Annotated in this window: 13 protein-coding genes; 2 read left to right on the top strand and 11 right to left on the bottom strand. The window is 47.3% G+C overall.

From position 1 onward, the window contains the following. Positions 1–22 precede the first annotated feature (22 nt). The 6 genes from nupQ to malK form a co-directional block, all read right to left on the bottom strand. Positions 23–982 carry a guanosine ABC transporter permease NupQ gene (gene nupQ / locus NYE38_RS15485; RefSeq protein ID WP_003152071.1) on the bottom strand — a complete coding sequence of 320 codons (960 nt, stop codon included), beginning with the start codon at positions 980–982 and terminating at the stop codon, positions 23–25. Further along, positions 983–2,029, bottom strand: a complete 1,047-nt coding sequence (locus NYE38_RS15480; protein ID WP_012118308.1) for an ABC transporter permease — start codon at positions 2,027–2,029, stop codon at positions 983–985. It lies immediately after the preceding gene. Next, positions 2,022–3,554, bottom strand: coding sequence for an ABC transporter ATP-binding protein (locus NYE38_RS15475; protein ID WP_063637044.1), 1,533 nt, complete (start codon positions 3,552–3,554; stop codon positions 2,022–2,024). The genes NYE38_RS15480 and NYE38_RS15475 overlap by 8 nt, the downstream gene beginning before the upstream one ends. A gap of 141 nt (positions 3,555–3,695) precedes the next feature. After that, positions 3,696–4,769 carry a BMP family protein gene (locus tag NYE38_RS15470; protein ID WP_007408665.1) on the bottom strand — a complete coding sequence of 358 codons (1,074 nt, stop codon included), beginning with the start codon at positions 4,767–4,769 and terminating at the stop codon, positions 3,696–3,698. A gap of 401 nt (positions 4,770–5,170) precedes the next feature. Continuing rightward, entirely contained in the window at positions 5,171–5,878 is a 708-nt protein-coding gene (locus NYE38_RS15465) for a response regulator (RefSeq protein WP_017419413.1), read from the bottom strand. Continuing rightward, complete coding sequence (malK, locus tag NYE38_RS15460) at positions 5,871–7,472, bottom strand: malate sensor histidine kinase MalK (RefSeq protein WP_017419412.1); 1,602 nt, start codon at positions 7,470–7,472, stop codon at positions 5,871–5,873. Before malK ends, NYE38_RS15465 begins: the two co-directional genes overlap by 8 nt. A gap of 174 nt (positions 7,473–7,646) precedes the next feature. Here malK and NYE38_RS15455 point away from each other — a divergent pair, with 174 nt between their 5' ends. After that, positions 7,647–8,204, top strand: coding sequence for a YufK family protein (locus NYE38_RS15455; RefSeq protein WP_007408662.1), 558 nt, complete (start codon positions 7,647–7,649; stop codon positions 8,202–8,204). A 14-nt stretch (positions 8,205–8,218) separates the two neighbouring features. On the opposite strand, the gene NYE38_RS15450 is transcribed toward NYE38_RS15455, so the two are convergent. The 3 genes from NYE38_RS15450 to NYE38_RS15440 form a co-directional block, all read right to left on the bottom strand. Further along, positions 8,219–8,632, bottom strand: coding sequence for a thiol-disulfide oxidoreductase DCC family protein (locus NYE38_RS15450; protein WP_014305710.1), 414 nt, complete (start codon positions 8,630–8,632; stop codon positions 8,219–8,221). Positions 8,633–8,653: 21 nt separating this feature from the next. Further along, positions 8,654–10,528, bottom strand: a complete 1,875-nt coding sequence (locus tag NYE38_RS15445) for a transglycosylase domain-containing protein (RefSeq protein WP_012118304.1) — start codon at positions 10,526–10,528, stop codon at positions 8,654–8,656. Between the two features lie 89 nt (positions 10,529–10,617). Continuing rightward, entirely contained in the window at positions 10,618–11,862 is a 1,245-nt protein-coding gene (locus NYE38_RS15440; protein WP_014418752.1) for a multidrug efflux MFS transporter, read from the bottom strand. A gap of 150 nt (positions 11,863–12,012) precedes the next feature. Between NYE38_RS15440 and kapD the strand changes: the two genes are divergently transcribed. Continuing rightward, entirely contained in the window at positions 12,013–12,630 is a 618-nt protein-coding gene (gene kapD / locus NYE38_RS15435) for a 3'-5' exonuclease KapD (protein WP_003152084.1), read from the top strand. A 24-nt stretch (positions 12,631–12,654) separates the two neighbouring features. On the opposite strand, the gene NYE38_RS15430 is transcribed toward kapD, so the two are convergent. Both NYE38_RS15430 and NYE38_RS15425 read right to left on the bottom strand, forming a co-directional pair. Then, a complete protein-coding gene (locus NYE38_RS15430) occupies positions 12,655–13,041 on the bottom strand; it encodes a kinase-associated lipoprotein B (RefSeq protein ID WP_021495358.1) in 387 nt (128 codons plus the stop codon). 47 nt (positions 13,042–13,088) lie between these two features. After that, positions 13,089–14,372 carry a HAMP domain-containing sensor histidine kinase gene (locus NYE38_RS15425; protein ID WP_022553702.1) on the bottom strand — a complete coding sequence of 428 codons (1,284 nt, stop codon included), beginning with the start codon at positions 14,370–14,372 and terminating at the stop codon, positions 13,089–13,091. Positions 14,373–14,483: the final 111 nt, after the last annotated feature.

The following is a 14,483-nucleotide window of genomic DNA, read 5'->3' as shown; positions in this document are numbered from 1 at the left end:
CGGAACTCTTTTTGTGTGGCAATCAGCGTTTTCCTTTAATGTAAGGGATGCCGTTGGCTTTAGGCGCGTCCGCGCGGCCGATGAAGCCGGCAAGCGCGAGAATGGTCAGAATGTAAGGAGCCATCAGCATGTATACATTCGGAATGTCTTTGAACAGGGGCAAAAGCGAGCCGATAATGCTCAAACTCTGCGCAAATCCGAAGAACAGCGCCGCCCCGAGCGCGCCGATCGGATGCCATTTGCCGAAAACCAGCGCGGCAAGAGCGATAAAGCCTTGCCCGGAAATGGTGGAGTGCGTGAAATCAAGCGCGATCGTGGAAGCATATACACCGCCGCCGAGCCCGCCGAACAGCCCGCTGATCATAACGCCGATATAGCGCATGCCGAACACGTTGATTCCCATCGTATCGGCCGCCATCGGATGTTCCCCGACAGAACGGATGCGGAGGCCGAACGGCGTTTTGAATAAAATAAACCAGGAAACAAAGGCCAGTACGATGGCTAAAATCGACGTATAATATACGTCGGAAAAGAAAATCTTTCCTAAAACCGGAATATCGCTTAACCCGGGAATGTTCGTTTTGTAAAAGGGCTCCGGGATTTTATCAGTCTGCGCCTTTCCGTAAATCAGCTTGACGATAAACAGTGTCGCTCCTAACGCGAGCATATTGATCGCCACACCGGTTACCGTCTGATCGGCGCGGAAAGAAACCGCGGCAGCCGCGTGGATCAGTGAGAACAGTCCGCCGGCAATCATAGCCGCAGCCAAGGCGAGCCACGGAGCGGCGGCGCCAAGCTCGCGTCCGAAAAATAAGTTGAACATGACGCTTGTAAAGGCGCCGATAATCATCAGTCCTTCAAGACCGATGTTGACAACTCCCGATCTTTCAGAAAACACGCCGCCGAGAGCGGTTAAAATAAGCGGAGCCGCATATACGAGTGTTGCCGGGACAATAATGGATAAAATCTGCAGGAAGTCCACTTACTTCGCCCCCTTTTTCTTCAATTTATCAAGGATGAGACGGATGGCGTAGCTTGATGCCACAAACAAAATAATAATGGCGATGACGATGTCAACGACTTCAGAAGGCACCCCGGATTCAATCGGCATATTTAATGCCCCGACTTTAAGGCCGCCGAGAAGACATGCCGCCAGAACAACGCCGATTGCCGTGCTGCCGCCGAGAAGCGCAACCGCAATGCCGTCGAAGCCGACGCCGGTAAAGGCGCCCTTAACCGCCGCGTATTGAAAGGTTCCGAGTCCTTCCATCGCGCCGGCAAGCCCTGCGAAGGCGCCGGAAATCATCATGGCGTACATCATATTTTTTCTGACGCTCATTCCGGCGTATTGTGCGGCGTGCTGGTTAAAGCCGACAGCCCGGAATTCAAATCCGCTTTTTGTTTTATGAATGATAAACCACATGAGAACTGCCGCAAACAAAGCGATCAGAATGCCCCAGTGAAGGCGGGAGTAATCTGTCAGCTGCTCTAAAAACGGCGAGCGGAGCGACGCGCTTTCATGAATTTTGTCTGTTTTGTCCCGGTGGTCCGTCATGACATCGGAAATGAGATAATTGGTTAAATGAAGAGCGATATAATTCATCATGATCGTGACAATCACTTCGTGGACAAAAAAACGGGCTTTTAAAAATCCGGGAATCAGGCCCCAAATGCCGCCTGCAGCCGCAGCCGCCAATAACGAAAGCGGAAGGTGGATGTAAGCGGGGGCGTCAAAGGAAGCGCCGACCCACACCGCGGCGGTCCAGCCGACAAGGAGCTGTCCTTCAACCCCGATATTAAACAGGCCGGTCCGAAATGCGAATGCCACGGCCAATCCGGACAAAATATATGGCGTAATCTGCCGGATCGATTCCCCGATGTAATACACTTCACCGAAAATGCCGCTCCAAAGAGCCGAATACCCGCTTACGACATTGTAGCCGCTGGCGAGCATGATGACCGCACCCGCAGCTAACCCAAGGATGATCGCAATCAGCGGCACAGCCAGATGAGAAAGTCGATTAATCATGTGTTTTCCCCGCCTCCATTTGCTTACTTCCCGCCATTAAAAGTCCGAGCTCCTGCTCGTTTGTTTCAAGCGGATTGACGTTTGCGATGATGCTGCCTTCAAAGATGACGGCGATGCGATCGCTGAGATTCATTATTTCATCAAGTTCAAAAGATAACAGAAGCACCGCTTTACCGGCATCACGCTGCTCAATGAGCTTTTTATGGACGAATTCAATCGCGCCGACATCGAGTCCCCGCGTCGGCTGGGCCGCAATTAAAAGATCCGGATTTCTGTCCACTTCCCGGCCGATAATGGCCTTTTGCTGATTCCCCCCGGAGAGAGCGCGCGCAGGCGTATATTCATCCGGTGTTCTGACATCGTATTCTTCAATCAGGCTTCGCGCTTTGTCATAAATCGTGTGTTTATTTAATATGCCGAAAGAAGAGTAGGGCTTTTGGTAATAACTTTGCAGCACGATATTTTCTCCGATCGGAAAATCAAGGACGAGCCCGTGTTTATGCCTGTCCTGCGGTATATGCCCGATTCCGGCTTCAGTGACTTTCCTGGGCGGCATGTTTTGCAGCTGTTTGCCGTTTAACGTGATCGTGCCGGCATTTGTTTTTCTGAGACCTGTAATGGCTTCAATTAATTCAGACTGGCCGTTTCCGTCAACGCCCGCAATGCCGACGATTTCACCGGATCTGACTGAGAGGGAGAGCTGCTTGACCGCCTCAACGCCGCGCGCGTCTTTAACCGTTACATCAGAAAGTGAAAGCACTTCTTGTTTCGGATCGGCCGCTTGTTTATCCGTCTTGAATGACACTTCGCGTCCGACCATCAGGCTTGCCAGTTCATCTTGATCCGTATGTGCGACATCGAGTGTTGTAATGCCTTTTCCTTTCCGGATGATGGTGACACGATCGCAGACTTCCATAATCTCTTTTAATTTGTGGGTGATGAGGATAATTGATTTTCCTTCATTGACAAGATTTTTCATAATCTGAATCAGTTCTTGAATTTCGTGCGGAGTCAGCACCGCGGTCGGCTCGTCAAAAATGAGAATGTCGGCCCCCCGGTAGAGGGTCTTTAATATTTCCGCCCGCTGCTGCATACCGACGGAAATATCGGCAACTTTGGCTTCAGGATCAATGTGCAGGCCGTAACGGTCGGAAATATCGCGCACGTCCCGGGCGGCGCGCTGTCTGTCAATCCGGCCGAAAGTTTTCGGCTCTTTTCCGAGAATGATATTTTCTGAGACGGTAAAGGTATCCACAAGCATAAAATGCTGGTGCACCATCCCGATGCCAAGATCGTTGGCTTTGTTCGGGCTGTTGATGTGAACGCGTTCGCCCCGCACCCGGATCTCGCCTTTTTCCGGCTGATACAGGCCGAATAAAACGTTCATGAGTGTCGATTTTCCGGCGCCGTTTTCACCGAGAAGGGCGTGTATTTCGCCTTTTTTCACTTGAAGCGTGACGTCATCATTGGCGACGATTCCGGGAAACTCCTTGCGTATATTAAACATTTCAATGATATAATCCACCGATTTGACGCTCCTTTTCAGAGATACTTTGATGAGAAAGAGCTTGGCAAAAGAAAAGCTGCAAGAGATGCAGCTTTTCCTTCACCGCTCTTTTCATAAAAGAGAGGGGATAAGCATGGAAGTCTCCTTATCCCCTGGTTCTTACTCAGCCTTGAAGGATTTCAATTCTTTTTCAGTTGAAGGGATCTCGAGCCCGTCCGCGATTTTCTTCTTCCAATCGTCTGTTGCTTTGATGACATCGTCAGAAAGGTTCTCCTTGTGATCCGAGATGCCGACTGCATCTTGCGCCAAACCGTATGTTAATGTTTTGCCGCCCGGGAATTTCCCGTCACTCGCTTTTTTCGTTAAGTCCTCTACGGCTGTATCCACTTTTTTGACCATTGATGTGAGAGTGACATTGTCTTTTGTGCCTTTGACTTGACCTTCCGCGTACTGGTCTTTATCAACACCGATAACCCATACGTTCCGCTTCGGATCTTCTTTTTTCAGATTTTTCGCTTCTGTGAAGACGCCCGTTCCCGTTGCGCCGGCCGCGTGATAAATGACGTCAACGCCTGATTTGTACATGCTTTCAGCCGTCGCCTTACCGACATCGGCTTTGTCAAATCCACCCGCATATTTCACTTCGACGGTCGCTTTCGGATTTGCGGCTTGTACACCCGCGCGGAAGCCGATTTCGAATTTTTTGATCAATTCAGACTCCATTCCGCCCACGAATCCGACTTTTCCCGTTTTGCTCGATAGCGCAGCGGCCGCTCCCACGAGGAATGAACCTTCCTGCTCTTTAAATGTAAGGCTCGCCACGTTGTCTTTTTTGACAACGGCGTCAATGATCGCAAAATTTGTGTCTTTGCGCTGATCGGCGATTTCGCTGATGGAATCCTGCATCAGATACCCGACGCCGTAAATCAGGTCAAAGTGTTCCCGCGCTAATTTATTTAAGTTCGTTGTATAATCCGCATCTGATTTTGATTGAAGATAGTCAAAACCGCTTTTGCCTTTTGTAAGCCCGTTGTCTTTTCCGAATGCCTGAATACCTTCCCAGGCGGACTGGTTAAATGATTTGTCATCGACACCGCCGATATCCGTTACCATGCCGACGGTAAAGTTTTTGCTGCCGGAGCCGTTTGCTTTGTCACTTGAACCGCATGCGCTTAATATGGTTCCGGCCGCCGCGATGAGCGCCATCGCCATTCCGATTTTGCGTTTTTTCAAAGATATAACCCCCCTGTAAAATATGGCTGTGCCGTTCAATTCAGACTTGAGTCCCCGTACCGGATGCAGAATCGAAAAAACTTTCTGATAATAATGATGAGACGTCTCTCTTTTTCCCGCCTTGACCGGCTGTCTCTTCCGGGTTCGGGACTTATGACTTATCTGAAAAGATCTGCTAACCAATCATAATTTATCATTTTACCCGTCATAAATAAATAGAAATTTGCTTATTTTTTAAAAAATATCAATTTTATGAATCAGCTTCCTCATCTGGATAAAACAGAGGAGGATCAGCCGGGTCATTATCCTTATATAGCATATCAAAAAGGAATCTCAAGCCTTTTGTCACGGGATATGACAGTAAAAAAGCACCGTTCACAGCGGAACGGCGCTTTTTGACATTATAAATATTGTTTGATGCTGCTGACATTGCCGGTGTTGATATGATATTGAAAGACGGGTCTGCCGATCGTGCCGTACGCCATCTCTACATTCAGCACTTGTATGTCTTCCAGAAATTTAAGGTATTTCCGGATGGAGACTTGCGAGATTTCAGTATGCTTGGCGAGATCTTCCGTGGTAAAAGAGCCGTCGCCGAAAGACTCAATGCTCGCCCAGATGAGTTTAAGCGTGCTCTTTGTCAATCCCTTCGGAAGGTGAACCTTTTCCGCCGCTTCTTTCTTTTGAAAAAGCTCGGCATCCAATTCTTTCTGTGTCATGCTTCTGTGTGATTGATAAACTTTCTGCTTGCGTTTGTAGTCGGAAAGAGCGGTTTGAAAGCGGTCAAATTCAAATGGTTTGATTAAATAATCGACGGCGCCGTACCGAAGCGTTTTTTTAATGACGTCCAGCTCGCTTGCGGCCGAAATGACGATGACATCAACCGATTCATTCTGCTTGCGGATTTCCGTTAAAAGCTCAAGCCCGTTTTTTCCCGGCATGTAAATGTCAAGAAGGATGAGATCGATATGATGCTCGCTCAGCACGTGCAGCGCGCTTTGAAAGGATGATGCGATCCCTTTCAGCTGGAATCCTTCAATCTGGCTGAGGTAGCGCTTATTTAATTCACCCACCATGGGGTCGTCTTCAACTATGAGTACATTAATCATCATTTTCCTCCTTCGGTTCATACGGAATGCGAAGACTGAAAGTCGTTCCTTCATTCTTTTCACTTGTCACAATCATATGGCCTTTTAAATTTTCTGTTGCCTGCTGGGTGAAATAGAGGCCGAACCCCCGGTTTGTCCCTTTCGTGGAATAACCTTGTTCAAAAATACGGGCTTGGTCTGCCGCAGACATTCCGGCTCCCGTATCCGTAATCTCTATGTCAAGCTGGCGATCCTGAAACCGCATCGAGCACGTAATGTTTTTTTTCGGCATCTGCGCCACTGCGTCGAGCGCGTTGTTTAACAGGTTTCCGATAATCGTAATGAGCTCATGGATGACGGCCGGATCCGCCGCATTCGGAATCAGGCTGCCGAGCTGAATGTCCAGATCAGCGCCCTGCTCGCGTATGTAGCTTTGTTTTCCCAGAAGAAACCCTGCGAGAACCGGACTTTTGACATCACTTATAATCTCGCTTGTTTCCGTCTTCTGCTGAATGGCAATGTCTTTAATGTAAGTGCCGAGATCATCGTATTCTTTTAACTGGACAAGCCCTAAAATGACATGAAGCTTATTCATGAATTCATGAGACTGGGCTCTCAATGCGTTTGCATACATTTTAACACCGGACAGCTGTTCTGCTAAATGTTTGACCTCCGTTTTGTCCCTGAACGTGGCGATCGCTCCCACGGTTTGTCCTTTCAGATGAATCGGAACTTCATTAAAGACCAGCTCAAGTCCGTTAATGCGGATATCCCTGTCCTGAAGCGGTTTTTTCGTTTCAATCACCTGTTTCAGCCGGCTTTTCGGGAGAATATCGTTCACATCTTGATCGACCGGATTAGTCGGAATACCCATTTTAATAAAAAGCCGTTTCGCTTCCGCATTGGCAAGCTTAATTTTTCCCCGCGCGTCAACCGCCAGGATGCCTTCCTTCGTTGATTCGAGCATGGCGCTCCGCTCTTCCAGGAGGGTGGCGATTTCATAAGGCTCAAGACCGTACATAATGTTTTTGACGGTGCGGGCGACAATCACGGCTCCGATGACGCCGACAAAAATACTTACGCAGATGATGAAATAAAGCGGTCTCAAACTGTGGCTGACGACATCCTGTATTTTGTTAAGCGAAATTCCGACCGAAACGACGCCCACTTGTTTTTTATCTTTTCCATAGATCGGTACGAAGGCTCTCATGGATTTTCCGAGAGTTCCCGCTGATGTGCTCGTTTTGATATGGCCGTGCATTGCCGGCTGTTCGTCTCCGCCGGTGAATTTCTTCCCGATTTTATTTGCGTCGGGGTGGGTGAGGCGGATGCTGTTCATATTCATCACCACGACAAATTCGGTTCCTGTCGTATGCTGGACATCCAGTGTATAATTCCGGAGCTCTTTCAGCCCTTTTCTTGTTTGCAATGCCTGCGCGACACTCGGTGTTTCCGCGACCAGCTTTGCGGTGCGCAGCGCGGTTGTCCGTTCTTCTTCTTTCACGCGGTCCGCGGTCTGGACGCTGATCGTGAAAAAGGTGATACAAAGTGCGGTAAGAACGACAATACAGACGAATATCGTTAATCGGGTTTGCAATTTTAATGTTTTTTTCATAACAGCCTTCCTTACGTTTATCATTCCCGCGTTCTACTTTACTCCGAAAAAGCCTGTTTGTGAAGATCAGGCCCTTATTTCGTAAAAGTGAGGAAAAATGGAATTTTTTATCTTGTCAATGTGTTTTAAGTCCTCCATAATAAGTGAGGTAGATTACAGAAAGGGACTTTTTATATGAAAAATACTTATTGGACGGGTTATTTTCCGCTCGTTGCGATTCTGCTTTTTAGTTCGTCATTATCCATTTCTACCTCGCTTTATGTCATGAAGATACTTCAGACGCTCGGCATGTATCAGGGGATGCTGGATTATTTCTCTGAGAAAGGGATCAGACTGGCGCTTTTTGCAGCGTTCGCCCTTGTGTATTTTATGCTTTTTTCGGCTTTGAAGCTGATTGCAAACACAGTGACAGAGCTGTCTCTTTTGTTTTTCACAAATGACCCTGAAGGGGACAATCTGAAAAAAATCAGATTAGGCTCTTTAATTTATGTAGGCGGAGGAATTCTTTCCTTTGCGCTCGTGCAGAATGGTTTTTGGATTGCGGCGTTATTTGCCGTTGTTACGCTCGTTTATTTGATTTTCATGGTGTACAGAATCTATTCGACACTCTCGATCGTTTCGCTGATCGGTTTTATATTGCTTGAGATTCTGTTTTGGTTTACTTTTGTTATCGGTATTTTGTACATCTTTATCAAGCTTTATAATAGCATAATGGCTAGCTTACCTGTGTAAGCTAGCCATTTTTGTTAAGACAGAAATCTGTTTTTGATCTCAGGGGAGGGGAGCATGCATGCTTCCCTTTTTCCGAACCATTTGTAACGGCGCCGGGCGATGAAAGAATAGGCTCTGTCCCTGAGGGGGCGGGGCACTGCGAAAAAAACCGCTGACAGCCGCCAGGCTCCGCGGAGATGACGCGAAACCTTTAACACGGCTGCGGATTTTTTGTATATCCGCCCGTTTTCGATGAAAATCATGCTGTCAAATTGTTCTGTCGGAAGTCCTTCTGATGCCAAAAGCTCCCGGGCGGTATCTGATTGCAATGATGCAAATGAGATTTTGCCGGCCGGATCGCGTTTAATGATGAATTGAACGGCGCCGCTGCATAAGTTGCAGACGCCGTCAAACAAAAGCACGCGGTCCGGAAGCTGAGCTGGTTTCAAAGCGGATCCCCTCCGTTATCTTTAGTAAGCTGCCTGCAGCGTGTTTTTCCAGATCGAAAGCTGAGGGCTTGCGTCATGAAGATATTCGACGCTTGACGGTGTATCCTTGCCGACCCATACCCCCATCGTATAAGCGTCCGTCAGACCGACAAACCACATATCGTGATAGTCATTTGACGTTCCTGATTTTCCGCCGACGTACGGAGCTTTAAAGTTCGCTTTCTTTCCTGTACCGCTTTTGACGACGGCTTTCATCATTTCTTTGATCTGCATGTTGGTCCGCACGCTGAATACCTGCGTCGGCTCATCTTTCCATTTTAATATCGTTTTTCCTTTTAAATCAGTCACTTTTGTAATCGCGTGACTCGGCGTATAAACGCCGTTGTTGCCGAACGTGGTGTACGCATTGGTCATTTCAAGCGGCGTCATGCCGTTTGTAAAACCGCCAAGCGCCGCAGGCAGACGGTAATCCGCGCTGACCAGCTTCGCGAAATGAAACGGTTCAAGGTAGCTGAACGCCTTATTGACGCCGACGCGGTCCATGATTCTGATGGCCGGTGTGTTGTACGAGTATTTAAACGCCGTTTCCAGCGTGACCGTGCCGTACGTGCGGTTATTATAGTTCTGCGGGCAGTAATCCGCACTGCAGAATTTGCTTGCGTCAATCTTGCTGTGTGGCGTTGCGCCGGTCTTTTCAATGTAAGGTCCGTAATCAAGCAGCGGCTTAATGGATGAACCGGGCTGTCTGTATGCTTGATAGGCGCGGTTGAAATCATATTTATGATAATCTTTCCCGCCTGAAAGCGCGATAATCTGATGTGTCTGATGATTAATCACGGCCGCTCCGCCCTGAACGCCTGCATACGGCAGATTTTGATTCACTTGGGCGACGACCTGGTTTTGCATATACGGATTCAGCGCCGTATAAATCTTCACGCCGTCTTTTAACAATGTGCTGACTCTGTCGGAAAGCTCACTCTGTATTTTTTGTTTCGCCTTTCCGGAAGCTTTTTCAAGACGTTTGTCATAGCCTTCGGATGATGAAACAAGCTGTGTGAATTCATCATTTACATAGGAAACATAGTCAGGATATTTATTTGTTTTTTCGTTTATATCAAGCTTGATCTTTTCCTTTTCGGCTTTTTTCAGCTGTTTCCCGGATATAACGCCTGCTTTTTTCAATCCGTTAAGCAATCTGACTTGTCGTTTTTTCGTATAATCAAAATGCTTGAGAGGATCATATAATGTAGGGTTATTAGGGATGGCGCAGATAAAGGCCATCTCTCCCAAAGTGAGAGATTTCAGCGGCTTGCTGAAATAAAATTGTGCCGCCGAACCGACACCGTATACACCGTTATTAAAATAAATCGTATTTAAGTAGCCTTCTAAAATCTCATCTTTGCTGTATTTTTTCTCAAGCTGATAGGAATAGGCCAGCTCCGTCAGTTTTCGGCTGAAGGTGCGTTCATGGCTTAAATACACATTCCTTGCCAGCTGCTGGGTGATGGTGCTGGCGCCCTGGTCAATTTTATGATCTTTGAAATTGGAGGCGGCCGCCCTGACCATCCCCATAAAGTCAAACCCTTTATGCTCATAAAAATGGCGGTCTTCAGAGGTTAAAAACAGCTGTTTTACCTCATTCGGTATTTTATTAAAGGGCACGATCACGCGGTTCTCATGATCGCTGACAATCTCAGAAACAAGGCTTCCGTCCCTGTCATACATGTAACTGTTTTGAACCAGGTTGATCGCTTTTAAATCAATATGTTTATCGAGCACCTGATCAAAAGGCTTGATTTGTTTTACCTCTTTGCCGGAAGCAATAACTGTAAATGCACACAACGGGATAATGCCGAGCAGCAAAATCCATCCGATTATTTTACGTACCATGGTCACTCTCTTTTCTCCTGATTTCTAGCCATATCGTATCATTCTTTTAAGAATACGAGAAGGTTAAATTTAGAAGAAATCGTGATCGCTGCCGGTCAGCCCGCATTTGACGCTGTATCCTTTTGCAAATGTCCCGCCATCCATAAAAGCCCCGCGCCTATTAAAAAGAGAAAGGCGGTGACGTAGAAAGCAGCCGAAATGGAAAAACCGCTCGAGACCGCACCTCCGAGCAGAGGGCCGAGCACATTTCCGAGAAAACGAAAGCTGACGTTATAGCCGAGCACCTCTCCCTGGATGCTGCCCGGCGCCCTGACGCGGATCGCGGCCGTAATGCAGGGGAGCGTGCCGCCCATGACCATGCCGAACAGAAATCTGAAGACTAACAGAATGGAGAGGGAGGAGGCGAGCGCCTGCGGAATGAAAAACACCGCTGAGGCAATCAAAAGCACGATTAAGATCCGGCTGTGGCCGAAGCGGTCGCCGAAGTCCCCCCATTTCCGGGCAAGCAATAAGCTTCCGAGTCCGGTCGCTGAAAACGCCATTCCGGAGAAAAAAGCTAAATTAACAGGTCCGTGCAGCTCATTGACATATAAAGCGAGCAGCGGCTGGATGCTGAAATTGCCGGTCTGCACGATCATAGTAAGCACCATCATCGCCCAAAGCGCGGGCTGGTGAAAAATATAAGAGAGCACCTGTTTTCTGGAGTAGGTTTTCCGCTTGTTTTGTTTCTCGCCGAGCGGCTGCTCATTCACCTGAAATAAAACGAGAAGCACAGATGCGAAAATGACAAAAGACGTAATAAAAAATGTGTACGTAAACCCGAAGCTGTCAGCGAGCAGCCCGCCCAGCATCGGTCCGAATAAAGTGCCTGACACCTGACCCATCTGCAGCGTGCCGAGCGTCTTCCCGGCAGTCTCTTTCGGCGTCTGCGCCGAAATCATGGCAAGCGATGTCGGAACAAAGCCTGTTACTAGACCCATAAGCAGCCGCAGGACAAACAGCTGATAAACGGATGTCACAAACCCCATCAATAAAATGCTGATGGCAATGCCGGTTCCTGTAATCAAGAGAATTTTTTTGTAGCCGCGCTTATCGCCGAATCTTCCCCAAAACGGGGAAATCACAAATGCCATTAAAAACGTGACGCCGAACACATACCCGCTCCATCTCTGCACATACCCGCCCGAATGGGGGCTGATCGTTTCGATATATAACGAAAGAAACGGAACAATCATGGTCATGCTGGCGGAAATAAAGAAATTTGTAATCCAAATGACGACGAAGTTCTTCTTACGGACAGAAATAACATCACCTTCTTTACTTTTCGTGTATCTAATCATTAGTATATAGGAATGAATCCGGTATTTGTATTTTCGATGCGGATATAGGAAAATTCATTATTTTTAGAAAATGAAGAAAGTTTCAGAGGGGAAACTGATATACTATCATAAAATATCATTTTTGATCGGAGGAAAGGCAGGTGTAAAAAAGTGGATCAGCGCAGTCTGCTCATTATTGATTTTGAATTTACGATGCCTGACGGAAAATACAGCCCGCAAAATTTCTTTCCCGAGATTATTGAAGCGGGGATTGTCAAGACGGTGAATGATGAAGTGACTGAAACGTTTTCGAGTTATATCAAACCGAAAAAATTTCCGAAGCTGACGAAACGATGCAAAACCTTTCTGAACATCACCCAAAAAGACGTGGACGGCGGAATCACGTTTAATGAATTCATCCGCAAATTAAATGAGCTTGATCCTGATAAAAACTGCACGATCGTCACCTGGGGCAATATGGATATGAAAGTGTTAAAGCAAAATTGCATGTTTAACCACATCCCTTTTCCGTTCAAAGGAGAACTTCGGGATCTGTCCCTTGAATACAAAAACTTCTTCGGCGACAGAACATTGACCGGCCTTTGGAAAGCGGCAGAAGAGTATGGCGATAAAGGGACGGGCACGCATCATAAAGCGCTGGATGATGCGCGGACGACATACAAATTATTCAAGCTTGTCGAGCGGGATAAACAATATCTTGAAAAACCGAAACCTCCGACGATCGGTGATCGCGTCGATCTGACTGAACTGTTTCGCCGGGCCACATAAAAAAACCCAATCATGCCGACTGGGTCAAGTTCTTTTAAAATAGTCACGCTCTAACGCGGCCAAGTTGGCGAGCGAACGTTCCGCCCATTCTGAGCCGTCCGCTGTAAGCTGATCTTTCAGCCGGGCAGACGCCGCTTGTAAGGAAGCCGTATAATCAGGCACCTCGCCATCAAACGGTTTGACCATCTGATGCGGTATGTTTGTCTGTTCCCCGAATGCAAGCGCTCTTCTTTCATGAAAAAACGGAACATCCGCCTGCTTCGGATGATGAAGATCTCCTTGAGCGGGATGCGTCAGAACGGCTTTGATTTTCACTAAATAGTGATTGGGCCTGACGTCTGTCACTTCCCCTATGTATGCTCCTGTTTTATAAAACCCTTTTACGATTGTGCCGATTTCAAACGTATTCATAGCGTTCACCTCTCTCTAGTTATTCTATAAAAGATCAACGCGGTTGGCTAGTGAACAGCTGCCGGAAGCCTGACTGAGGCCGTTGTGCCCGAGTGCTCGCCGCTGGTGAAACAGACGGAGCCTTCATGATGCTGAATAATCGAGAATGTCACGGTAAGCCCGAGCCCGGTGCCGTTCGTTTTCAGCGTATAATACGGCTTGCCGAGTTTCTGCAGTTCTTCATCGGACATGCCGATTCCGTTATCCGTAATCTGAATGAGAATCATCTCTTCCTGTTTTTGGACGGAGACCTCGATTCGGCCGTTTTCAGAGGGCACGGCTTCAATACTGTTTTTAATCAGATTAATGAAGGCCTGTTTCAGTTTTTTTACATCGCCGAACACATATAAATCAGGCTCGCTTCGAACCGTAACGGTCACCGATTTAAAATGGGCATAAGACTCCATTAAGGAACCTGTTTCCTTTACGAGCAGAGAAATATCAAACTTTTCTTTTTCATAGTCATCCTGCTTCGCCATATCGAGATAATTCGTAATGATCGTCTGAGCCCGGTCGAGTTCGGACAGCACAAGTTTCTGATATCCGGAGTGGGATTTGTCCTGAAGCTGCTCGCCGCTGAACAGCAGCTGCACAAAACCTCTGACGACCGTAAGCGGATTGCGGACTTCATGGGCGACGCTTGCCGCAAGCTCGCTGACGACGGCCATTTTTTCTGAGTGAATCAGCCTTGCCCGCATGGACGCATTCTCATCAATGATCTCAATCAAATAAATGCACAGCAAAAGGGCGCTGACTTGAAAAAAAACAGATACTGCCGCCTCATAATAAACGGAAGGTAGATTTTGAAAATTGAAAATATTGGTCGCGGAATAGATGAAGACAGATGCGGTTAATAAGGCGGTTTCAGTGCAGCCGATGAGAAGAGCGAAAAGCAGTTTCTTCCGCTTTGAAAAAAAAGGCCATTTCGTTTGGAGCTGGATAGGGATGATGATTAAAAAAGGAATTAAGGATAAGAAAAAAAGAGCGGAAGGTTCAAACCATATGAGCTGAAAAAAAACGGATGCCGCCCCTGCGGCAAGTCCTGCACCGGTACCGGAATAAAGCAGGCAGACGATAATGGGAATCAGCTGCAAACCGTAACGGACGGAATGAAGCTCCTGGATGGGAAAAGCCGTACATAATAAGGAAGATGACGCTGCAAATACGGCGACCAGCAGGCGGTTCGCTCTCGGCACAAGCAAATCGGGCTTGCTGAGCCAGAAGACTTGATAAAGAAAAATAGGGAATAAAATAAAAGAGAAGTGAAGCAGGTAATCCTTTACAATCTCCATTTATGCGAAATCCTTTCCTATGTAAATATGAATCTATTATAACATCTTTACCGGAAAAAAAAGTATATATTTCTCTAAAGCGAACGCCCTTATCTCATCTGATAAAGGCGT

This window comes from Bacillus sp. EU63, from assembly GCF_038592915.1.
Classification (GTDB): domain Bacteria; phylum Bacillota; class Bacilli; order Bacillales; family Bacillaceae; genus Bacillus; species Bacillus velezensis.
This window is presented reverse-complemented; position numbering and strand designations above follow the sequence as displayed.